The following is a 21940-nucleotide window of genomic DNA, read 5'->3' as shown; positions in this document are numbered from 1 at the left end:
GCTACCGCGGGAGCTTCTTGTCGTCCTCGGAAGGATCGGCCACGTCCACGCCGAGCACCCGGTACAGCTCGAACTCCCGCTCGGCGGCCGCGGCGCGTACGTCGTCGGCGAAATCCTGGAACGCCCCGCCGATCGCCCCGGGCAGCCCGGCCGCGCCGTCGGCGATCCCGGACGGGGTGAATTTGTGCAGCGCCTTGGACGCCTTCCTGACGACCAGGACGCCGGCGGTCGCGCCGAGCGCGATCCAGAACACCCGCTTGCCCATCGCTGCTGCCCTTAGCCCTTCTTGGCCTTGCGCTCGGCCTTGATCTCGGCGCGAACCCGCTTCTCCACGTCGGCCTTGCGGCGGTTGGCCAGCGCGGTGCGCACGCCGTAGGAGAAGGCCGCCGCCTTGATCATCGGGCCGCCGACGGTCGCGGAGAAGGTCGAGGCGAGCGCCGAGGCGTTGCCGGAGAGGTTGGCGACGTTCTCGGTGATGGTGTCGACCCGCCCGAGCTGCTGGTTGGCGGTGACCACGGTGGTGGTCACCTCGCCGAGCAGCGGCACGGTCTGGTCGGCGATCCCGGCCACCAGCTTGCCGGCCTCTTTGAGCACCTCGGCGAGCCGCAGCAGGACGAAGCACAGGAAGATGACCCCGATTGCGAAGAAGATCGCGAATACCAGCCCGACGACTGCTCCTGCCGACACCTTGGGGTCCATCCCTTCGCCCTGTTGCCCGTCGGCGCAGACACTATCGTGTTTCGGGCTCAGGGCTCGGTGACCGGCTCGGGCAACGGCTCGTCGGCGTCATCGCGCATGGATCGGGTCAGGTGTGTGCGGATGGAATCGCGGATGGCGCGTTCCAGCGTCGCCGGGTCGGCCGACGCGATCGGGTCGAGTCCGAGCAGGTAGCGGCAGATCGCCAGTCCGAAGGTCTGGGTCATGACCAGCGCGGCGCGCAGTTCCGCGTCCGGGTCGTCTCCGAGGACGGCGAGGATCGGCGGCTTGATCTGCTCGTCGAAGATCCGTTGAATCTGGCCGACGGCGTCCTGGTGCGTGAGCGCGGTGCGGATCAGCAGCTGCTCGACCTCGTTGGTGCCGCTCTCCCAGCGGGCCATGAACGCGTGGCCGTATTCCTCGGCGAGGCGCTCGGGGCCCTCGTGCGTCGGGACCGTCTCGCGCAGCGCGAGGTCGATGGCGGAGCTGGCTTCGAAGAGCTCTGCTTTGCTGCCGTAGTAGCGGATGACCATGGAGGCGTCGATGCCGGCGTCTGCGGCGATCGCCCTGATGGTCGCCTTGTCGTACCCGTCGGCGGCGAAGCGTGAGCGGGCCGCGGCCAGGATCGCGGCGCGAGCCGGGGCCGAGCGATCGGTGAAGCGGCGGTCCGGCATGGTCATCGGGGCTCCTCGGTCAGGTGCGCTTAGTGATGTCCATCTTCGTTGGCCAACGCTTGTTGTCAAATCGCGCTTCGGGTCCGCGGCAGATTCGCGCTGTTGGTTGTCGGTGGCATCTGGGAACATCGTCCTGGAGGTAGTTGACCGTCATGCACCTGGCCCCTTACCGCTCCGTGCTCCGAATCCCGGGGATGCGGCTGTTCATGCTCGTCGCGCTGATCGCCCGGATACCGGGGACGGCGACCAGCACCGCGCTCACGCTGAGCGTCGTGCTGGACCGCCATCTCGGGTACGGAGCGGCCGGCGCGGCCAGTGCCGCGTTCACGGTCGGACTCGCGGTCGGCTCCCCGCTGCTCGGGCGGGTGGTGGACCGGCGCGGGCCGCGGCCGGTGCTCGGGGTGACCGGCGCCGCGGCACTGGCGTTCTGGACCACGGCGCCGATGTTGCCGTTCGCCGCGCTGATCCCGGCGGCGGTGCTCGGCGGGATGTTGCAGGTGCCGATCATGCCGCTGGTGCGGCAGTCGCTGGCCGCCAGGGTGCCGCAGGAGCAGCGCCGGCAGGCCTATTCGCTGGACTCCATGGCCGTGGAGATCGCCTTCATGGTCGGCCCGGCGCTCGCCGTGCTCATGATCACGCAGCTGGGTGACGGGATATCCACCCTGCGCGCGCTCGGCGGGGCGCTGGCCTTCTCCGCGGCCGTGATGTGGGCGTACAACCCGCGGGTCACGGGGCCCGACGCGGCGGACGCGGCCGGCCCGCGGCCCGCGCGGCGCAGCTGGTTCGGGCCGGGCTTCGCGCTGGTGCTGTTCGTCGCCGTGGCCGCGACGGTCGTGCTGTCCGGGACTGACGTCTCGATCGTCGCGGTCCTGCGCGCGCACGGGCAGGTGCGGTGGGCCGGAGTGACCATCATCGTGTGGTGCGGGGCCTCGATGATCGGCGGCTTCATACACGGCGCGATACCTCGGCCGCTCGGCATGCTCACTTTGATGACGCTGCTCGGAGCGGCGACCATACCCGTCGGCCTGGCGCACAGCTGGCCGTTGCTCGCGCTCGCGCTCATCCCAGCCGGTCTGGCCTGCGCGCCGACGGTCGCACAGACCGTGGTCGCGGTGAGTCACCGGGTGCCGGAGTCGGCTCGCGGCGAGGCCCTCGGGCTGCACTCGGCGGCCTTGACCTTGGGCAACGCGCTGGGCGCACCGCTGGCCGGCGCGATGATCGACCACTCCTCGCCCGCCTTCGGCTTCGCCGCGGTCGGCTGCGTCGGCGCGGCGGGTGCGCTGACGGCGGCGGCGGTGACCGTGACACACCGCCTCAGGCACGCACGGACCGCGGCTGCATCGCACGTGCTGGAGCCGCAGTACGCGGCGAGCGGCGCAGTCACCGACTGACACGCGCGGAATAACGCGGCGACCAGCCGCGCTGCACAACGACGTGGCCACCGGTTTGATCGTGCTTATCGTCGTGCTCGCGCTGGCGAGCGCCTTCGGCGTGTGGCGGAAGCGGACGGACGGTCGCGTCCGAATCCATCCGGCGGCTTTGGACAACGGCGTGCTGGACGAGCAGGCCTCGGACGAGACGATGCCGATTCCCGGTGCCGAAGTCGATGGCGATGGCAACGCGGACGAGGCGGCACGGCGGCCGGGCCGCCGCGAGCAGCCCGTGCTGACCGCCGAACAGCTCGGACGCGCCCTGGGCGACCGCGCGACGTTGTTGCAGTTCTCTTCAGCGTTCTGCCAGCCGTGCCGCGCGACCAAGGTGATCCTCGCGGACGTGGCTGCGAAGGTGGACGGGGTCGAGCACATCGAGATCGACGCCGAGGCGCACCTGGACCTCGTGCGCGAGATCGGGATTCTGCGTACACCGACGACGCTCGTGCTGGACGGCGCCGGGCGCGTGACCGCTCGGGCCTCCGGCGTACCGCGCAAAGAACAGGTCCTTGCCGCGCTTGACGTGTCCGTACGATAGAGACATGCAAGGAGAGCTACTCACTCGCAGGCGCGCGGTGGACCACTGCCGCGTGTGCACCTGCGCGTGTCCGGCTTGCCACAGCTGATCCAGCGCTGAATCAGCGCTGATCCAGGCAGCCGCAGGGCCGATCAGGCCGCGGCCCGAGCCTAATCCGTAGCCTTCGCGGACACTTCGAGTCCCTGCGGCTTACGTCCTCGGCTTATTTCCTCTCCTGCATTTTCTGACGCCAATTCGGAGCGAATCGCCGTGTCGTCAAACCCGTCCCAAGCTCAATCCGCTGCCTTCATCGACCCGCGCGGCCCGCGTTTCGGCGCCGTGATCACCACGGTGGTGCTGGCCGTCGTGCTGCTCACGAGCAACGGCTGGCTGCTCGCCGTACAAACGGTCATCTTCGCGCTCGGCGCCTTCTCCGGGCTCAAGTACGCGCCGTACGGCTACCTGTACCGCAAGCTCATCCGGCCGCGCCTGGCGAAGCCGACCGAGCTGGAGAATCCCGCGCCCCCGACCTTCGCCCAGGGCGTCGGCTTCGCGTTCGCCGCCGTCGGCACCCTCGGCTACCTGTCCGGAGTCACCGCGCTCGGCCTGGTCTTCACCGGGTTCGCGCTGGCCGCCGCGTTCCTCAACGCCGCCTTCGACTTCTGCCTCGGCTGCGAGGTCTACCTGCTGATCCGGCGCGGTGCACCGAGACGGGAGCCGGTCGGCTCGTGACCGACGCCTCCGGCGCGCCCCGGCTGACGCTGCTGCGCGGGGATATCACCGAGCAGCAGGTCGACGCGATCGTGAACGCCGCGAACTCCTCGCTGCTCGGCGGGGGCGGCGTGGACGGCGCGATTCACCGGCGGGGCGGGCCGGAGATCCTGAAGGAGTGCCGGGCGCTGCGCGCGTCGCACTACGGCCGCGGCCTGCCGACCGGCCAGGCGGTCGCGACCACGGCGGGAAGGCTGCCCGCACGCTGGGTCATTCACACGGTCGGGCCGGTTTTCTCGGCGAGCGAGGACCGCTCGGCCCTGCTGGCCGACTGTCATCGCAACAGCCTGCTCGTCGCGGACGAACTCGGCGCGCAAGCGATCGCGTTTCCCGCCATCTCCACCGGCGTCTATCGCTGGCCCGTCGAGGACGCTGCCGTCATCGCGCTGCGGACAGTTTCCCAGTCGCCGACGCGCGTGGAGGAGATCAGGTTCGTGCTCTTCGACGACCGAGCACTCGCCGCCTTCCAGCAGGCCGCCGATTCGCTCGGACTGAGCGCGAACTAGGCCCGGCGTGGAAAGTCCCGCCTGACCGGCGCCACGTTCCAAACCGGGCCTAGGCGTCGTCGGACTCGGGCCGCGCCTCGCTGCCCTCACCGGCCAGCAGGGCACGGATCTTCTCGACGCGGTCGGCGTAGCGCTCTTCTATCCCGTGCCGCGTCGGGTTGTAGTACCGCTTGCCGTGAATGGCATCAGGCGCGTATTGCTGTGCGGCGACCGCGCTCGGCAGGTCGTGCGGGTAGATGTAGCCCTGCGCGTGCCCGAGCTTCGCAGCGCCCTTGTAGTGACCGTCACGCAGGTGCATCGGCACCGGTCCGGCAAGACCCGCGCGCACGTCGGCCAGCGCCGCGTCGATCGCCGAGATCGCCGCGTTCGACTTGGGCGCCAGCGCCAGCGCGATGACCGCCTGGGCCAGGCTGATGCGCGCCTCCGGCCAGCCGATGAACGACACCGCCTGCATCGCCGCGACCGCGGTCGGCAGCGCGGTCGGATCGGCCAGGCCGATGTCCTCGCTGGCCGAGATGACCAGCCGGCGCGCGATGAACCTGGGGTCCTCCCCCGCCTCGATCATCCGGGCGAGGTAGTGCAGCGCCGCGTCCACGTCCGAGCCCCGGATCGACTTGATCAGCGCCGAGGCGACGTCGTAGTGCTGGTCACCGTCCCGGTCGTAGCGGACCGCCGCGCGGTCGAGCGCCTGCGCCAGGATCTCGGCGGTCACCGTGTCGAAGCCCTGGTCGCGTGCCGCGCCCGCACCCGCTTCCAGCGCCGTCAGCGCCTTTCGGGCGTCGCCGCCGGCCAGCCGCAGCAGCTGCGCCCGCGCCTCGGGATCCAGCTTCACCGAGTTCGCCAGCCCCTGCTCCGCGGTCAGCGCGCGGTCGATCAGCGTGTCGACATCGGCCTCGTCCAGCGGCTCGAGCGTCAGCAGCAGCGAACGGGACAGCAGCGGCGAGATCACCGAGAAGTACGGGTTCTCCGTCGTCGCGGCGATCAGCGTCACCCAGCGGTTTTCGACCGCGGGCAGCAAGGAGTCCTGCTGCGCCTTGGAGAAGCGGTGGATCTCGTCGAGGAACAGGAGCGTCTCGCGGCCGGACATGCCCAGGTCGCGGCGCGCGCCCTCGATGACCGCGCGCACCTCCTTGACCCCCGCGGTGATCGCGGATAGCTCGCGGAAATGCCGGTCGGTGCTGCGGGCGACCACGTGCGCGAGCGTCGTCTTCCCGGTGCCGGGCGGCCCCCAGAGGATCACCGAGGCGGGTACGGCGCGTGAACCGGGCGCGGCCTCGACAAGGCGACGCAGCGGAGAGCCGGGGCGGCGCAGCTTGGCCTGCCCGACGACCTCGTCGAGGGTGCGCGGCCGCATCCGCGCGGCCAGCGGCGCGCCGGCCTCGGCACGTTCCCGGCCGACGGCGTCGAAAAGGGTCTCCGGCTCCATACACCTGAGCGTAATGCGGCCCGGTGACCGTGACAGAATCGTGGATCATGACGGGGATATCCACGGTTCAGCGCCTTACCGCCGAGGAGTTGCACGCCACCGCTCCCGACGACGTGATGGTGATCAGTGAGACGCGCGGTGGCGCGATCGCGGCTTGGGCATTGGATGGCGGGCTCGCGTTCGCCGCGAAGGACGACTACAGCGGCGCCGCCTGCTGGCTCAGCGTGATCGGCGACCCGCAGGCCACGCCGAAGCTCGTGGACGCCGCTCTGGCGGAACTCGGCGGGCAGATCGCCGGGCTGACCGTGCCGCGCGGCGTCGATTTGGCGCGGTGGAAAGCGGACCCTGCGCCCGGCCAGGAGGCGGACAGCGACTGGGATCTGATGGCGACCTGGGCTCCGCCTGCGGCTCAACCGGCGGAGTCGCTCGTCGTGGCGCTGGAGGATCGGCCGGAGATCCAGGGCTTCCTCGACCGGGTCAACCCGCACCATTCGGTCCGCGCGGACTACGAACTGGTCGAACAGTGGGCAGGCGTGCGCGACGAGACGTCCGGGGCGTTGCTCGCCGTCGGTGCGCTGACCCGCCGCATTTCCGGTGTCGCCTACCTCGCCTCGATCGCAACCGATCCCGCTGCGCGTGGCCGAGGATTCGGCGGTGCGATCACGGCCGCGCTGACGCGCCAGGCGTTTGAGCGCGGCGAGCGGCTTTGCACCCTGGCGCACTACCACCCGAACGATTCGGCGCGGCGCCTGTACGTGCGACTGGGTTATGAGACAACGCACCGCTTCTCGTCCGGACGGCTGCGGGAACGCGCCGAGCTGAGCCGGTAACACACGTCACACCAGCGGTTTCGCACCGATAACGCTGACCGACTCCGCTTAGCCGCGCGGACCGGCACAATGACGCGCATGGGAACGAGAGGCTGGAAGATCGATCCGACCGGCCCGCTGCGCGGCGATGTGACGGTGCGCGGATCGAAGAACGCAGTAACGAAGCACATGGTGGCCGCGATGCTGGGCGGCGGCCCGAGCACGATCGCCAATGCGCCGCGGGTGGGCGACGTGGAGATCACCGCGCAGATGCTGCGGGCCGTCGGTTGTTCCATTGAACGCGACGGCGACACGCTGCGCGTCGAGCCGACCGCGAGCCCGCACTCCGCGGTGCCGCAGACCTTCACCGGCCGCAACCGTATTCCGGTGCTGATGCTGGGCCCGCTGCTCAATCTGACGGGCGAGGCCTTCGTGCCGATGGTCGGCGGCGACCAGATCGGTCCGCGCCCGCTCGACTTTCACATCCAGGCGCTCACCGCGATGGGCGCACAGATCACGGTCGACGAATCAGGTCTGCACGCGGTAGCCCGGCGGCTGCGCGGCACGCGTGTCTCGCTGCCTTATCCGAGCGTCGGCGCGACCGAGTCCGTGATCCTGTCAGCGGTTCTCGCCGAGGGCCGCACCGTGATCACGAACGCGGCGGTCGAGCCGGAGATCCTGGAACTGGCGCTGTTCCTGCAGCGCATGGGCGCGGGCATCCAACTGCAGCCGGATCGCAGGATTGTGATCGAGGGTGTCGAGCGGCTGCACGGTGCGGCGACGCGCCTGGCCGGCGATCGGCTCGAGGCGTTCAGCTATCTGGTGGCCGGGCTGCTGACGGGAGGTCAGGTCCGGGTGCACGGCTGCGCACAGGACCGCCTCGTGACCGCGATCGAGACGCTGCGCAAGATGGGCGCGCAGTTCGAGATCGACGAGTCGTACATCACCGCGTCGGCGCCGGGCGGGCTGCGTTCCGCGGCGGTAACCACGGACACGCACCCCGGCTTCATGACGGACTGGCAGCAGCCGCTGCTGGTGCTGATGAGCCAGGCCCGCGGGCTGTCGGTGCTGCATGAGACGGTGTTCGAGAACCGGTTCGTGTACGTGGACGCGCTCAAGCAGCTCGGCTGCGAGATCGAGCTGTTCCCGATGTGCCTTGGCGGCAACGGCTGCCGGTTCCACGACACCAACTACCTGCACTCGGCGGTCGTGCACGGCCCGTCGAAGCTGGTGGGAGCGGAGGTGCATGTGCCCGACGTGCGCACCGGGTACTCGTCGGTGATCGCGGCCTCGATCGCGGAGGGTCCGTCGGTGCTGCTGGATGTCGAATCGCTGGAGCGCGGTTACGACGAGCCGCTGGAACGCCTTCAGTCGATCGGGATGGCCATCACGCCGGTCGAGGCCTGAGCCGCCAGCGCGGCGCGAGACGGCTAGATAGCGCCACCTGAGACGGAAACGGCTCTCTCCGCGGAGAGCGGGCCTGTTATTGCGGCGGCAGGAGCCGGGCCGCGAGCCGTTCCAGGTCCGCGGCCGGGTCCGCCGTGATCCCGAGGTGCACCGGTCCCGGCTGCACCACAGTCGAGCGGGGCGCGGTCAGCCAGCGGAAACGCTGCCCGGCCGTGCTCTCGCCCGCCTGGCCGGCCTGCTTGCCGCCGCGGCAGACGCAGGCGTAGGCGGCGACGGCGGCTTCGATCCCTGAGACGTCGGCCGCCGGGTCCAGCGCGAGCAGGAGCGCGGGGTCCACGTGCGTGCGGGCGTCCAGGAAGTCGCGGGCCTGGCAGTACACGATGACGCCGACGTTCACGCTGTCGCCGCGTTCCACCCGCGGCACGGCCTTGAGCAGGCAGTACTCGAAGGCGTTGCGTACCAGCGCCGCTTCGGGCGAGGCGGCTTGCGGTGCCTTGGCCTGCATCACTTCGGCACCTCCGGAAGCCACGAGTGCGGCTGCTGCATCCGCGCGTCGAACCAGGTCAGGAAGGCGGCACGCACGTCGTCCGGCGTCGCGAAGCCCGGCTCGTCCTCGAGCCACTCGTCCGGCACCAAGGCGAGGGCCGCGCCGACCGCATCCGGTGTGACCAGCGGCGAGAGTTCCGCGTCGGCCGCGGCGAGGTCCGGGTGAAACGGCATCAGCACGTGGTCGGCAAGCTTGGTGGCGCGGCGCGCCGAGGCGGCGGCCGCGGGCCAGTTGTGTTGGAAGATCAGCGCGGCGCCGTGGTCGATCAGGTAGAGCCTGCCGTGCCAGCGCAGCAGGTTCGGGTTGCGCCAGGAGCGGTCGACGTTGCCGATCAGGGCGTCGAACCAGAGGACACGCCCGGCCGGCTCCGGCTCAACGGGGAAGGCCAGCGGGTCGAAGCCCAGCGAACCGGGCAGGTAGTCAAGGCCCAGGTTGCGCCCGACGCTGGCCAGCAGCAGCTCCTGGATCTCCTGGTCCGGCTCCCCCTTCGCGATGGCCTCGTCGAGCTGCACGGTGACGAGTTCCGGCACCGGCAGGCCGAGGGCGCGGCCGAGCTCGCCGGCGACGATCTCCGCGATCAGGGCCTTGCGTCCCTGTCCGGCGCCGCGGAACTTGACCACGTACATGCCGAGATCGTCGGCCTCGACGATGGCCGGCAGCGACCCGCCCTCCCGCAGCGGGGTCACGTACCGGGTGGCCGTCACTTCGCGCAACACGCGATCAAGGCTACCGTCGCCGGGCCCAGGTCTGGCCATCACATGCTCTTTCGGCCCGGCCGATCCTCCCGCGGCAGCGGCCCTCGGATACCGTGTGGGGGTGACCGGGGAACAGACGATTGATGAAGGCACGGACTTCGAACAGCACCGCCGCTACCTCTCCGCCGTCGCCTATCGGCTGCTCGGATCGCTCGCGGACGCCGAGGACGCGGTCCAGGACGCCTGGCTGCGCTGGCAGAGCACGGACCGGTCCGCGGTGCAGGAGCCGCGTGCGTTCCTGACCACGGTCGTCACTCGGATCTGCTACGACCAGCTCGGATCGGCGCGGGCACGGCGCGAGGCCTACTTCGGCGAGTGGCTGCCGGAGCCTTCGATTTCGGCCGTGGACCGCCAGCCGGGTCCGGAGGACGCGGCCTCGCTCGGCGAGTCCGTCTCCTACGCGATGCTCGCGGTCATGGAGCAGCTGAGCCCGGCCGAGCGCGTGGCGTTCGTGCTGCACGACGTGTTCGCGGTCGGGTTCGGCGAGATCGCCGAGGCGCTGGGCCGCACGCCGGAGTCGGTGCGGCAGCTGGCCTCGCGGGCGCGGCGCCGGGTGCGCGAGGGGACCAGCGGCGCGAGCGTGAGCTGGGCGGAACCTGAGGCCTGGGCGGACGCCGAGCAGGATGCGACGGCGGACGCCGCGGCCGGCTCGGGCCCGTCGGACCGTCCTTGGCGCCGGCTCGACCGGCCCGAGCACCGGAAGGTCGTCGCGGCCTTCGCGGCGGCCTCCCTCACCGGCGACATCTCCGGGCTGATGGCCGTGCTGGACCCGGACGTCGTCTGGCACTCGGACGGTGGCGGCATCGTGCGCGCGGGCGCTCAGCCGGTGTTCACCGCGGACCGGGTGGCGCGGCTGGTCAGCGGCCTCACCCGGTGGCTCGATCCGGAGTCCGGGCTGGAGATGCGCGAGGCGGAGGTCAACGGCGCGCCCGGCCTGGTGCTCGTTGACAAGACCGGCGCGGCGATGGGCGTCATGGCCTTCGAGATCGCGGACGGCCGGATCGTCGAGGCGTACGCCGTGGTCAACCCGGAGAAGCTGGGTCGGGTGGCCGGCGGCGCGGTCAGCACATACCTGCCGCGGCGTGAGGTGCCGGGCAGGCACGAGCCGACCGGCGCCTGAGCTGCCGTCGCCGGGCCACCAAGCCCGGCGCGAGCTCAGCACGACGGGCCGGGGCAGGCACGATCTGGCCAGCACGTGACCAGCCAGTCGACGAGCCGCCACGTCCGGCGCGTGCCTCCAGCGCGACAGGCAGGGCAAGGGTGACCGGCGCCTGAGCACGCCGAGGTTCGGCGCGTGCCCTCGGCGTCCGGTGCCATGGCGACACCAGCCGACTGGCGCCTAACCAGTCAGCCGCCAGCCCCGGCGCGTGCCCCGCGCAACGGGCCCGGCGTCGTCAGCCGCCGCTCACTGCGGCGATGATGTCGATCACCGCCCCGTCGGGCACCGGGGTTTCAGCGCCCGACAGGGTTCGGATGTCCGCGCCGTCCACGTACACATTGACGTGGCGGCGGATCACCGCGTTCTCGTCGCGGATCCGCCGCTCGAGGGCGGGCAGGTCGGCGGCAAGCCGGTCGAGGACGCCGGCCACGGTCGGGCTGGGGCCCTCGGCCGGCTCGTCGGGCGCCGCGACCTCCACCTTGACCTCGCGGCGGCCGCCCGCGTAGCCGGCCAGCGCCCCGGGCAGCTGCAGGGTGACAGTCATGAACTCAGCCCTTCACCGCTCGCTTCGCCTCACGCCAGCGCCGTCGCGCGCACGGACAGCACGTCCGGCAGGTTGGCCGCGACTCGCTCCCAGCCCCCGGCTCCGCCCGCGTACAGCTCGCCGGAGCGGGTTCCCAGGTACAGGCCGAGCGGCTCGGCGGCGTCGCAGCTGAAGGCGTCGCGCAGCACCAGGGAGTAGAAGTCGCTCTCCGGCAGTCCCGCGCCGACCTCGGCCCAGGTCTCACCGGCGTCGGTGGTGCCGTAGACCCGGCAGCGGAAGTCCGGGGTGAACCGCGAGTAGTCGGAGACCAGCGGGAAGACGTACGCGTGCCCGCCGCGGTTCGGATCGGCCACGATCGCGAAGCCGAACTCCCCGGGCAGTCCGTCGGCGATCGAGACCCACTTGCCGCCCCAGTCGTCGCTGCGGTAGACGCCGTTGTGATTCTGGAGGTACAGCCGCTCGGGGTCCTCGGCGTCCTGGGCGACCTTGTGGACGCATTGGCCGAACTCGGGGTAGCGCTGTTCCTCGGGCAGGAAGGTCGCCTTGATCCCGGCGTTCGCCGCCGCCCAGCTCTGCCCTCCGTCGTAGGTCCGGTAGACGCCGCCTGAGGACAGCGCGATCAGGACCCGCTGTGGATCGATCGGGTGCGGGATGACGGTGTGGATGGCCTGGCCGCCGAAGCCGGCTCCCCACTGCGGCCGGTGCGGGTGCTCCCACAGCGGGCGGACCAGTTCGAAGTTGACGCCGCCGTCCTCGGAGCGGAATAGCGCGGCGGGCTCGGTGCCGGCGTACACGACGTCGGGCTCGTTGGCGGGTCCCGGCTGGATCTGCCAGACCCGGCCGAGGGCTACGTCGAGGTCCTTGGGGAAGGCGACCGGGGCGTGGTCCGGTTCGCTCCAACTGCGGCCGAGGTCGTCCGAGTGCAGGATGGTCGGGCCCCAGTGCTCGCTGGTCGCCGAGGCGAACAGGCGCGGGGTGGGGCGGCGGGTGTCGATCCCGACCGCGTAGACGGCCGTCATCGGCAGGGCGAGCGGTTCGGTCTCCCAGGAACCGCCTCGCCGGCGCGCGAGCAGCAGCCCCTTTCGGGTGCCGGCGAGCAGCAAGGTATCGGTCATATCGCCCACCGTAGCCGGGGCCTCCGACAATCGCGCGGGGAAGCGAAAACGAAGCGTGGCAGCTTCCTGCCGCGGAGGCGAGCCGGTGCCGCGTCGGTGCCGCATCGACGCTCTGCCGGCCCCGCGTCGGTACCCGAACCGGCCGCCCGATGCGCGCAACGCCCCAGGCGGCCGCCCGATCATCCGCGGACCGTAATGAATGAACCCCTGGATCGGCGCGGGCCGTGGGAGAGGATGGAGGTGTACCGGCGGCATGCCGGCGGACTGCTGTGAAGGCGAGCGAGGCGCGCAGGGACATGGACGACGCGGTGGTGGTGGGCGACCGCACGGAGGAGCCGGAGCCGATGGGGCGGCGCGGGATCGCGCTCGGCGCGCTCAGCGGCCTGCTGGCCGGCGGGGCCGCGCTGGCGGTCGGAGAGCTGGTCGCCGTGTTCGCGGGAGCGCCCAGCGCGCCGGCCGTGGCGGTCGGCGAGTGGGCGATCGACCTGGCCCCGACCGCGGTCAAGGAGTTCGCCATCCGCGAATTCGGCACACACGACAAGACCGCGCTGCTCACCGGCGTGTACGTGATCCTCGCGCTGGTATCCGCAGCGGCGGGCGTGCTCGCACGCCGGCATCTGACCTTCGCGAGCTTCATCGCGGCCGGATTCGGCGTGGTCGGGATCATCGCGGCGGCGACCCGGCCGAACGCGAACACCGGCTCGCTCTTCCCCTCGCTGTTCGCGGGTGGCACGGCGGTGGCGGTGCTGCGCTGGCTGAACCGGCTGGCTGCCGAAAACGACGCGGAGTATGCCGGGCCGGCCGAGCGGCGCCGGTTCCTCGGTGCACTGCTCGGTACCGCAGCCGGTGCGGCTGTGGGCGGCTTCGGCGCGAAGAGCTGGATTGATTCGCGATACAACGCGGCGCCTGCGCGTGCGGCGGTGAAGATCCCGGCTCCGGTGCAGCCGCTGGCTGCGATGCCGACGTCAACGCACCCGAACGTCTCGGGTCTCGGCCCCTTCTTCACACCGAACGCCGACTTCTACCGCGTCGACACGGCCTTATCCGTACCGCAGCTTGACCCTTCGAAGTGGATGCTGCGTATCCACGGCATGGTGGCCAGGCCGTTGGAGATCTCCTTCGAGCAACTGCTGAAGATGCCGCTGGAGGAACACGACCTCACGCTGACTTGTGTCTCGAACCCGGTCGGCGGCGATTACTGCGGCAATGCGCGCTGGATCGGAGCGCCGCTCGCACCGCTGCTGCGGCAAGCGGGCGTCAAGTCAGGTGCCGATCAGATCCTGTCCACGTCGAGCGACGGGATGACGATCGGCACGCCGGTTAACGCAGTGCTCGATGGCCGTGAGTCGATGCTCGCGGTGGCGATGAACGGCGTGGCGCTCCCGATTGAGCATGGTTTTCCGTGCCGGATGCTCGTGCCCGGCCTTTACGGGTACGTCTCGGCGACCAAGTGGGTCGTCGATCTGGAGCTGACCACGTTCGCGTCCAATGCCGGATATTGGGTGGCTCGAGGTTGGGCGCAGCAGGCGCCGGTGAAGACCGCGTCCCGCATCGACGTGCCGGCTTCGGGCGCCTCCGTTTCGGCCGGGACGGTCACGCTCGCCGGGGTCGCTTGGGCAACACACCGCGGTGTCGCGGCGGTAGAAGTGCAGATCGACGGTCAGCCGTGGGTGGAGGCGACGCTTGCGACGTCGGACACTCCGGACACGTGGCGTCAGTGGTCGTACACGTGGCAGAACGCGCCCCGCGGCAGGCATACGGTCGCGGTCCGTGCGACCGATGGGACCGGTACGGTGCAAACGTCCACGGTGCAGGACGTCGTGCCTGATGGCGCTACCGGCTACCACCAGATCACAGTCAACGTCGTCTGATCTGCGACCAGGCGGGAAGGTCGCGCACCGCCCGGTCGGTCGACGCGGCGCGCCTGGCAGAATCCAAGGATGACCACAAGATCCGGGCCGGCCCTTCCCAAGCTGATCGCGACCGACCTCGACGGCACGCTGCTGCGCTCGGATCGCAGCGTATCGGAGCGGACGCAGGCGGTGCTCAAGGCCTGCTGGGCCGCTGGAATCGAGGTGGCGCTGGTCACCGCGCGGCCGCACCGCACGGTCGTGCAACTGGCCCGGCAGCTCGGCAGCGTGAGCACGGCCATCTGCGCGAACGGCGCGGCGGTGCTCGACGTGGCGACCGGAGCCGCGGATCTCGTTCACGCGTTCGAGATCGAGCAGGCACTTGAGATCGTGGCCGACCTGCGGCCGGTGCTGGCGCCGCTCACTGGATTCGCGCTGGAGACCGGCGGCCAGGTGTTCTGCGAGCCTGCGTTCCGGCCCGGCCTGATCTCCGGGGACAGCGCCATCCTCACCGAGGATCTGGCCCTGGCGAGGCCGGTCGGCGGCCGGTACATCAAGGTGCTCGCCCGTGACGAGACCGCGAACGCGGACGATATGGTCGCCGCCGCGCGCGCCGTGCTGGGAGACCGCGCCGAGGCCTCGCAATCCGGCGGCCGCGGCCTGGTGGAGATCGCGCCGCGCGGTGCGACCAAGGCGGGCACGCTCGCCTGGCTGTGCGCGCGCCTCGGCATCGGCGCGCAAGACGTCGTGGCGTTCGGTGACATGCCGAACGATTTGCCGATGCTGACTTGGGCCGGTACCGCGTACGCCGTCGCCAACGCACACGCCGACGTGTTGGCGGTCGTTGATCGGGTTACCGCATCGAACGATGAGGACGGCGTCGCGGTGGCGCTTGAGGCCCTGCTCGGCCTGGCATGACAGAAAACGTATAACGATCACGTAAACCCGTTGCTGAGAAGCGGTCGGGGCAGCAGGATTCGGCCGTGACTATAGGCCAGGAGGGGACCGGCGCGCTGACAGGCACGCCGACGCTGGTGGCGTTCGGGTGTCCGAACTGCGGCTGGACCGGCGAATTCGATGCCAGATTCGTGCAGTGGTGCGAGGGCTGCGGATTCAATGCCGACTCTGCGCCCGATAAGCCGGAGAAGCCGCGTGTCGCGCGCCGCCGGGAACGTGCGCGGACCCGCGCCGAGCAGCAGTGCGAACAGCTGATCACTGCGGAGGACCTGCGGCCGACGTCTGCGACCGGGATCGCGGTCACCATCGCCGCGACGCTAGTGCACCTGGCCACGGTGACGTTGGTGATCGGCTCGATCCTCGCGATCAAGACCTGGTCGGGGAAGTACTGGTGGGGCTGGCCGCTCGGAATCTTCGGCATCCTGCTGGCGCTCGCCGTGCGGCCGCAGCCCTTGAGGGTGTTGCGCAAGCCGCGCGGTCTGGACGAGTCATGCCTGACGCGCGATAAGACGCCGGCGCTGTTCGGCCTCCTCGATCGCTGCGCGGCGCAATTGAAGGCGCCGGTACCCGACTACGTGTTCGTCGGCGCCCAGTTCAACGCCTCAACGCGGGACATCGGGTTGCGACGCAAGAAGCTGGTCACCCTCGGTGTGCCGCTGTGGTCGGTTCTCACCGGTCCAGAGCGCGTCGCGTTGTTGGGCCATGAGATTGGCCACCAGGTCAACCGGGACGTAACGCACGGGCTTTGGGCGATGATGGCGCGCCGTTCGCTGGCCGAGTGGGTCAAGATGTTCAATCCGCGCGAGTCCGGCTTCGAGCGTTTCGCGCGCAGGCAGCGCGAGCGCAGCGGCCTCATTCAGACTCTGGCGAGCTTGCTGACGCCGCTGTTCGTCTTTCTGGTGTGCGGCCCGATCTTCGTGGTCGCGCTCGGTTGTTACTTCTGGCTGACCCGACTTGACCTGCGCTGCGGGCAACGCGCCGAGCACCTGGCCGACGAACTAGGCGCGAGGCTCGGCTCGTCCGCGGCGGCGATCTCACTCGCTGAGCGGCTGGCACTCGCCGAGTCGGTCGACTACTTCCTGCGCCGGTTGAAGTCCGAGCGCTTCAAGGGAGATCCGTGGCCGCGGCTGCGCGAGTACGTTGACTCGATCCCGGAGCACGAGAAGCGTCGCCGGATGCGCCTTGACGAACAGCGCGGTACGCGGATCGACTCGACCCACCCTGCCAACTACTTGCGCCGCAGGATGCTTGCTGCCAGGCCGCAGTTGCCGGGCACCATACGGGTGGATGACGCGGAGTGGACGGCGATCGACGCGGAGCTGGGCAAGTACTATGCGATGGCCGCGCACAGCCTGATTGGTATCCCGCTGAATGCTGCCAAGCGCGTGGCTGCCTAGTGCGCAACCGGGCGGCTGCCTACGCCTGCTACTTGTCGAGTCCGAGTTCGTAGTAGATCAGGTCGCGATCCCGGTTCACGACGCTGAAGCCGGACTTCATCAGCACCCGCTGCGAGGCGATGTTGTCGTGATCGGTGTCGGCGGCGATGCTGCGCACGTCAGGATGCGCGCGGCAGAACTCGATGAGTTCGTGTACCGCTTCGGTCGCGTATCCGAGGCCCCAGCTGTGCGGTACGAGACCGTAGCCGATGGTGACCTGTTGCCGTATGTCCGGCGGACCGTGGAAGCCGATGGTGCCTATGGCCGTGTTGTCTGCGCGGCAGTCGATGCGGTAACAGGTGAACGGCCCGACGTCGAGCGCAGCCAAGCCCTGGTCAGGGCATGAGCAGGACGGCGCGCTGCTGTTGATGAGCCGGAAGCCGTACCCCGCAGCCACGGCGAATTCCGATCCGAGGTATCCCGAGCTGTGCCGGTGCACCAAGGCGTGCGCCTCTGCGCGGGCCTTGGCCGCCTTCACAGCTATGCGCGCAGCGTCACGGTCGCCTTCGCCGGGGAAGCCGTCCGCCCACACGTCCCCGGGACCGGCGATCCCGCCGACGATGCGTGCCGCCTCCAGAACCGTCAACCGGTGGAGGACGAGACGCCGCGTGATCAGATCAGTCATCACGGGCATTCAAACCGCTGGATCTGGACGGCGCAATCAGATTGCCCAAGTCTGGCGGATCAGTGCCGAAGCTGATCCTTGCGCACTTTGCCCATTGCGTTCCGCGGCAACGCGTCGACAAAGCTCACGGAACGCGGTCGCTTGTGCACAGACAGGCTGCTCGCGACGAAGTCGATCAGCTCTGTTTCCGTTACGCCGTCCGCGACGACGAATGCAATGACGCGCTGACCGAGATCCTCGTCCGGCGCGCCGATGACGGCGGCCTCACGCACAGCAGGATGCGCGAGGAGCGCGTTTTCCACCTCTCCCGCTCCAATGCGGTAACCGCCGGACTTGATCAGGTCGGTGGATGCGCGGCCGACGATGCGATGCGTGCCGTCCGGTTCGATCACCGCCATGTCGCCGGTCCGGAACCATCCGTCGTGCGTAAAGCTGGCCGCGGTCGCTTCAGGCCGCCCGAGGTAACCGTGGAACACGGTCGCACCGCGCACTTGGAGTTCGCCTACCGTCGCGCCGTCACGCGTGATCAGCGAGCCGTCTTCGGCGACGAGCCTGGTAACGACGGGGGCGATGGGGTGGCCCACGGTCCCGGGCTTGCGGTTCGGTTCGTCGGCGCGGGTGGAGAGCGTGATGAGCGTTTCGGTCATGCCGTAACGTTCGACTGCGCGGTGCCCGGTGAGGGCTTCGAGTTCGGCGAACACGGGGGCAGGCAGCGCGGCGGAGCCGGAGACGAGCAGCCGGGCGGTGGAGAGCGCCTTTGCGGATCCCGGATCGGCGCAGAGTCGGGACCAAACGGTCGGCACGCCGAAGAAGAGTGTTCCAGGATGGGCGGTTGCGGTGGCTGCTGCGGCGTACGCGGACGCGGTCGGACGCGCGGTGTGCACCAGCCGTGAGCCGGTGCGCAGCGCGCCGAGGACGCCGAGCACGAGCCCGTGGACATGAAAGAGCGGCAGGCCATGCACGAGCGTGTCATCGGCGGTCCACTGCCAGGCGTCGGCGAGTGCGTCGAGGTCGGCCGCGATGGCGTCTGCGGTGATCGGGACGCCCTTAGGCGCTCCCGTGGTGCCTGAGGTGTACAGGATGAGCGCTGCTGCGTCGGCCGATGGTCCGGCAAAGGACGCCGATGCGTGCGTGTGCGCTGAGGCACCGACCGGGACGACGGGCACACCGCAATCCGGCCACACGTCGGTGTCGGCTGCCAGAAGAGCGGCCGAGCCCGAGTCGCGTAGTACGTGGTCGCGCTCGGCCGGGCCGCAGTCCGGCGGCACCGGGACGACGGGCACGCCTGCGAGCATCCCGCCGAGGACGGCGATGACGGTCTCCAGGCGGGCGGCTGCGTGGACGGCGACGGCCGGTGCCCCGGCGATCTGCGCGGCGACCGCCCCGGCCGCTTCGAGTAGCTGCGCGCGTGACGTGGCATGTCCGGCTACCTGGATCGCGGCGGGCTCGTCTGCGGTCGGACCGGTGAGGCTCGGCAGGAGGCGCATTCCGCCACGGTACCGGGGACCGCTGGAGCCCGGCATGCGCGGCACGGCGGCCTCGGGTCGCCGCTCGCCACTCGCCGCGCGGCACAGCGGTCCCGGTTCGCCGCCGCCGCTCGCCATCCGCCGCCAGCCACCTGTCAGCGAATCCGCTACCGGCCCGCTCCCGCCGGAACCCGGTGCTCCGCGAGGTGCGCGAGAACGGCCTGATGCGCTTCCCAACCGTCCGGGAACTTCACCGGAACGCCGAGGTGCACCGGATCGGTGTGCGGGTGCGCGTCAAGCAGCTCGGGGATGCCTGCGCGCGCGACGACGATGCACGCGTGGCGGTGCCGTGACAGCAGTACGCACAGCCGGCCGGTCTCCAAATGGAACGCTGTGGCGTCGCGGCGCCCTGACAAAGGGTGCAGGACGATGCAGACGTCGTATTCACGGCCCTGAAGGCGGTTGGCGGTGTCAACGGTGACACCGGTCAGATCCGCCCCTAGACGGTCCAACGCGGCACGGATTCCGGCTGCCTGGTCGCGGTGCGCCGCGCCGATCGCAATCCGGTCGGCGGTGACCTGCCGGCCTTCGGCGTATGCGGGGTCGAATACGGTGGCCTCCCGGCGCACCAGCCGCGCGGCGAGGCGAGCGCAGGCCTCCAGCGCCTCGGCGTCGGTTCGCACGGTGTGCCGCGCAGGCAGTTCGTACAGTGCCCAGCCGGATTCGGCGGCCAGATCAATGGCCTGATCGACCGGACCGGCGAAACCCGTCGAGCCGGCGAGCGCGGATCCGACGCCGGACACCTTCATCGCGCGGTCCTGCGGCCCGCTGCCCGCCTCGAACGGCGTGAACGGGTAGAACGCCTTGCACACCAGCGGCGCGGCGCTGGCCGGCAGCCGCCACGAGTAGGGCAGGCGGTGTACCGGCAGGTCGGGGTTGTGTGAGCGCACGACCGCGACGGCGCTGTCGGTCGGGTCCCACGCCGACCCGGCCCAGCGGTCACCGTCGATGGTGGCGAACGGGTCGAGCTGGCCCGGATCGCCCACGAACAGCGCAGTACCGGCGGCGAAGCGCGGCGCGATGGCCAGCAGCCCGTCCGAGCGCATCTGGTACGCCTCGTCGAGGATCGCCCAGCGCCAACCGCCTTCCGGCCAATCCGCCGCGCCGGTGCGGGCCCATTTCGCGGCGGTAGCGATGGTCACCTCGGGGCGGCCGAGATCGCCGACCTTGCCAGCCACGGTGACCGAATCGTCCACCGCGTCCGCGCCGCCGAGGTGCCGCACGACGCGGTCGCTGGGAACGTACCCGGAAGCAGACAGCCTACCGATTGTCAGGCTTCTGCGATCGTGACTACTGTCATCGCCACTGTCCGGCCGCCCACATTGACCATGCGCCGTCGCCAATCGATCCACAAGGTCGTCAACCTGCTCGTTCGTCTGAGCAACGATCATGACCGGTTCGCCGGTGTCCGCGAGCCGCTTGGCCAGCTCGACGACGAGCGTTGACTTGCCCGCTCCTGGCGGCGAATCGACGATGACGCCGCGATGAGCGCCGGAGAGCAGGTCCGCAGTCACCCGTTCGATCACGGCTCGTGCGTCAGCGGAACGGTCGGCGACGGATTCACCGGCGATACGGCCCGGCATCAGTGCCATTCCTCATCGTGGTCTGCGCCGGTCGGCATGTACTCGGCGGGCGGCCCTCCGTGTGTCCACGGCGTCGCGGCCACCTCCGGAAGCGGCGGCGGAGGGAAGCGTTCGGCGGCCAGCACCGTTGAGTAGCAGCGGTACTCACCTTCCTCAGGCACGGATCCCTCCTCCGGAATCGCGCGGCGCCCCATGCCGTCAACGAGTTCGAGTTCGACGATGTGGTCCTCGCCCTCGCGCTTGACGGCGACGATGACCGGACGCTGATTCGGTCGCTGCGGGCAAGCGACCTTCGTACCCTTACGCAGCACGACGGGATCGGCCGTGCGCAGCCAGACGTGCGGTCGCGGCTTCGGTGTGCGGCCGCTGGTGTCCTGGCGTTCCGCGTCGACGGCCACGACGGTCCCGGCGAAGGCCTCGCCGGTGACCCGATAACCGGCCAGGACCAGCGGATCATCGAGAGCGCGCTGCTTGTCGTAAGACTCCTGGGCGGCTTCGAGGTCTGCGAGGCGCTTCGCGGCGGCAACTGCGCCCTCCCGGCGCGGCTGGGGCGGCGCGCCCTCGTCGACGCCGCGGGCGAAATCAGTGAAGCGGCCGCGGTCCACCATCCAGCGGTGACCATCGTGCCCGGCCTCCGGCAGTGCGCGCAGCAGCTCAATGCCCTGCCACATCAGATCCCAGGTCGGCGCAAGCCGTTCGCCCAGCGCCGCGCGCAGCTCGTTCTCGACGCGACGCTCGACGGCCGGGTCGCCGTCAGCGTTCCGCTGCGCGCTGATCAGAGGGCTGAGAACATCGGTATCGAACTCGGGATCGGTCGCCGGGCCCGCGGACGGCCACCGCCCGGGATCCTCGGCCAGCGCCGCGGCCTGGCTTCCGGTGAGCCGCTGGCCGGCCGTCGCGAAGCGTTCGGGGACGATCCAGGCGAGCAGGGCGGCCAGGTGCTGGTCCTCCAAAGCGCTCTGGCCGGTGGCCCAGTGCGCGGCGAGCACGTCGGTGAGCGCGAGGCAGACAGAGGAGCCCGCGGTGGGCGCCCGATCCTCGGCGAACCAGGTCAGGTAGCGGCCGAGTACCGGGACGAGCGGATCGACCGGATAAGGTCCCTGAGATGACCGGAACCGGGCGGAGCGGCCGAGCAGCCGCAGCGCATCGATCCCGCCTGGGTTCGGCACGATCAGTTGCGGGGCGTCGAGGTGGCGTTCCCACTCCTCGTGGTTGCGCGTGGCCTCGACCACCTCGGTCTCGCCGCGGCGCGCCTCGATGTAGCCGACGACGATGCGGGCCAGATCCGCGAGGAAGGCGAAGCGCTGGTCGCGGTCGCGCGGCTGCCGGACCACGAGGAGCTGAGGATCGGCTCGCTCGGTGCCGACAAGCGCGGCGAGCGGCGCGGCGGCCTCGCCCGCCAGGAGTATGGGCACGACGACGAGCGGGTGCGGGGAAAGGTGCACGTGCCGCACCGTCGCGAGCGGCACGGCCCTGTCGGCGGCGAAGGCCTCGACTCGGGCGAGGGCCGCAAGCGCGCTCATGTGGCGGCTCGGTAACGCCGGACTTCGGCACTCGCAGACACGTCACGCGACCGAGACCGCGAATGCGAGTACGACGGCGACGGC

22 protein-coding genes are annotated in these 21940 nt (G+C 70.5%); 10 read left to right on the top strand and 12 right to left on the bottom strand.

All coding sequences use genetic code 11. The features are described 5' to 3' along the window. Window position 1: 1 nt before the first annotated feature. Genes VFA06_RS17235 through VFA06_RS17225 form a run of 3 tightly spaced genes read right to left on the bottom strand, consistent with a single transcriptional unit; the run spans window position 2 to window position 1376 of the window. Window positions 2-265 carry a hypothetical protein gene (locus VFA06_RS17235; RefSeq protein ID WP_324841615.1) on the bottom strand — a complete coding sequence of 88 codons (264 nt, stop codon included), beginning with the start codon at window positions 263-265 and terminating at the stop codon, window positions 2-4. Window positions 266-276: 11 nt separating this feature from the next. Further along, complete coding sequence (locus VFA06_RS17230) at window positions 277-699, bottom strand: DUF948 domain-containing protein (RefSeq protein WP_324841614.1); 423 nt, start codon at window positions 697-699, stop codon at window positions 277-279. Window positions 700-746: 47 nt separating this feature from the next. After that, on the bottom strand, window positions 747-1376 hold the full coding sequence (locus VFA06_RS17225; RefSeq protein WP_324841613.1) for a TetR family transcriptional regulator: 630 nt from the start codon (window positions 1374-1376) through the stop codon (window positions 747-749). Between the two features lie 146 nt (window positions 1377-1522). Here VFA06_RS17225 and VFA06_RS17220 point away from each other — a divergent pair, with 146 nt between their 5' ends. The 4 genes from VFA06_RS17220 (at window position 1523) to VFA06_RS17205 (ending at window position 4594) form a co-directional block, all read left to right on the top strand. Continuing rightward, window positions 1523-2761, top strand: coding sequence for an MFS transporter (locus VFA06_RS17220; RefSeq protein ID WP_324841620.1), 1239 nt, complete (start codon window positions 1523-1525; stop codon window positions 2759-2761). A gap of 190 nt (window positions 2762-2951) precedes the next feature. Beyond that, the gene (locus VFA06_RS17215; RefSeq protein ID WP_414639914.1) at window positions 2952-3338 is read left to right on the top strand and encodes a thioredoxin family protein; all 387 of its coding nucleotides are present in this window, start codon (window positions 2952-2954) and stop codon (window positions 3336-3338) included. 249 nt (window positions 3339-3587) lie between these two features. Then, window positions 3588-4049: a DUF4395 domain-containing protein gene (locus VFA06_RS17210; protein WP_324841611.1), complete on the top strand. Its 462-nt coding sequence runs from the start codon at window positions 3588-3590 to the stop codon at window positions 4047-4049. After that, window positions 4046-4594 (top strand): O-acetyl-ADP-ribose deacetylase, encoded by a 549-nt coding sequence (locus tag VFA06_RS17205; RefSeq protein ID WP_324841610.1) that lies wholly within the window; start codon window positions 4046-4048, stop codon window positions 4592-4594. Before VFA06_RS17210 ends, VFA06_RS17205 begins: the two co-directional genes overlap by 4 nt. A gap of 49 nt (window positions 4595-4643) precedes the next feature. Here VFA06_RS17205 and VFA06_RS17200 read toward each other — a convergent pair whose 3' ends face one another. Next, window positions 4644-6020: a replication-associated recombination protein A gene (locus tag VFA06_RS17200; protein WP_324841609.1), complete on the bottom strand. Its 1377-nt coding sequence runs from the start codon at window positions 6018-6020 to the stop codon at window positions 4644-4646. 47 nt (window positions 6021-6067) lie between these two features. On the opposite strand from VFA06_RS17200, the gene VFA06_RS17195 reads away from it, so the two are divergent. Together VFA06_RS17195 and murA are read left to right on the top strand one after the other, a co-directional pair. Then, the gene (locus VFA06_RS17195) at window positions 6068-6850 is read left to right on the top strand and encodes a GNAT family N-acetyltransferase (protein ID WP_324841608.1); all 783 of its coding nucleotides are present in this window, start codon (window positions 6068-6070) and stop codon (window positions 6848-6850) included. Window positions 6851-6928: 78 nt separating this feature from the next. Continuing rightward, window positions 6929-8236, top strand: a complete 1308-nt coding sequence (gene murA / locus VFA06_RS17190) for a UDP-N-acetylglucosamine 1-carboxyvinyltransferase (protein ID WP_324841607.1) — start codon at window positions 6929-6931, stop codon at window positions 8234-8236. 76 nt (window positions 8237-8312) lie between these two features. On the opposite strand, the gene VFA06_RS17185 is transcribed toward murA, so the two are convergent. Then, window positions 8313-8741, bottom strand: coding sequence for a DUF3037 domain-containing protein (locus tag VFA06_RS17185; RefSeq protein ID WP_324841606.1), 429 nt, complete (start codon window positions 8739-8741; stop codon window positions 8313-8315). After that, the gene (locus VFA06_RS17180) at window positions 8741-9538 is read right to left on the bottom strand and encodes a HipA family kinase (protein ID WP_349260220.1); all 798 of its coding nucleotides are present in this window, start codon (window positions 9536-9538) and stop codon (window positions 8741-8743) included. The genes VFA06_RS17185 and VFA06_RS17180 overlap by 1 nt, the downstream gene beginning before the upstream one ends. Before the next feature lie 61 nt (window positions 9539-9599). On the opposite strand from VFA06_RS17180, the gene VFA06_RS17175 reads away from it, so the two are divergent. Continuing rightward, the gene (locus VFA06_RS17175) at window positions 9600-10658 is read left to right on the top strand and encodes a sigma-70 family RNA polymerase sigma factor (protein WP_324841604.1); all 1059 of its coding nucleotides are present in this window, start codon (window positions 9600-9602) and stop codon (window positions 10656-10658) included. A gap of 274 nt (window positions 10659-10932) precedes the next feature. Here the strand turns inward: VFA06_RS17175 and VFA06_RS17170 are convergent, their stop codons facing one another. Both VFA06_RS17170 and VFA06_RS17165 read right to left on the bottom strand, forming a co-directional pair. After that, window positions 10933-11241 (bottom strand): MoaD/ThiS family protein, encoded by a 309-nt coding sequence (locus VFA06_RS17170; protein ID WP_324841603.1) that lies wholly within the window; start codon window positions 11239-11241, stop codon window positions 10933-10935. 29 nt (window positions 11242-11270) lie between these two features. Then, window positions 11271-12356 (bottom strand): hypothetical protein, encoded by a 1086-nt coding sequence (locus VFA06_RS17165; RefSeq protein WP_324841602.1) that lies wholly within the window; start codon window positions 12354-12356, stop codon window positions 11271-11273. 296 nt (window positions 12357-12652) lie between these two features. On the opposite strand from VFA06_RS17165, the gene VFA06_RS17160 reads away from it, so the two are divergent. The 3 genes from VFA06_RS17160 to VFA06_RS17150 all read left to right on the top strand — a co-directional run bounded on the left by VFA06_RS17160 (window position 12653) and on the right by VFA06_RS17150 (window position 16560). Continuing rightward, a complete protein-coding gene (locus tag VFA06_RS17160) occupies window positions 12653-14227 on the top strand; it encodes a molybdopterin-dependent oxidoreductase (protein ID WP_324841601.1) in 1575 nt (524 codons plus the stop codon). Window positions 14228-14296: 69 nt separating this feature from the next. After that, entirely contained in the window at window positions 14297-15124 is an 828-nt protein-coding gene (locus VFA06_RS17155) for a Cof-type HAD-IIB family hydrolase (protein ID WP_324841600.1), read from the top strand. Window positions 15125-15189: 65 nt separating this feature from the next. Next, window positions 15190-16560, top strand: coding sequence for a M48 family metalloprotease (locus tag VFA06_RS17150; RefSeq protein WP_324841599.1), 1371 nt, complete (start codon window positions 15190-15192; stop codon window positions 16558-16560). A gap of 28 nt (window positions 16561-16588) precedes the next feature. Here VFA06_RS17150 and VFA06_RS17145 read toward each other — a convergent pair whose 3' ends face one another. The 4 genes from VFA06_RS17145 to VFA06_RS17125 form a co-directional block, all read right to left on the bottom strand. After that, entirely contained in the window at window positions 16589-17224 is a 636-nt protein-coding gene (locus VFA06_RS17145; protein ID WP_324841598.1) for a GNAT family N-acetyltransferase, read from the bottom strand. 59 nt (window positions 17225-17283) lie between these two features. Further along, complete coding sequence (locus VFA06_RS17140; RefSeq protein WP_324841597.1) at window positions 17284-18711, bottom strand: AMP-binding protein; 1428 nt, start codon at window positions 18709-18711, stop codon at window positions 17284-17286. A 146-nt stretch (window positions 18712-18857) separates the two neighbouring features. Then, on the bottom strand, window positions 18858-20333 hold the full coding sequence (locus VFA06_RS17135; RefSeq protein WP_349260219.1) for an AAA domain-containing protein: 1476 nt from the start codon (window positions 20331-20333) through the stop codon (window positions 18858-18860). Next, on the bottom strand, window positions 20333-21856 hold the full coding sequence (locus tag VFA06_RS17125) for a hypothetical protein (protein ID WP_324841594.1): 1524 nt from the start codon (window positions 21854-21856) through the stop codon (window positions 20333-20335). The genes VFA06_RS17135 and VFA06_RS17125 overlap by 1 nt, the downstream gene beginning before the upstream one ends. Between the last annotated feature and the right edge of the window lie 84 nt (window positions 21857-21940).

This window comes from Actinocrinis sp., assembly GCF_035653575.1.
Classification (GTDB): Bacteria; Actinomycetota; Actinomycetes; order Streptomycetales; family Catenulisporaceae; genus Actinocrinis.
This window is presented reverse-complemented; position numbering and strand designations above follow the sequence as displayed.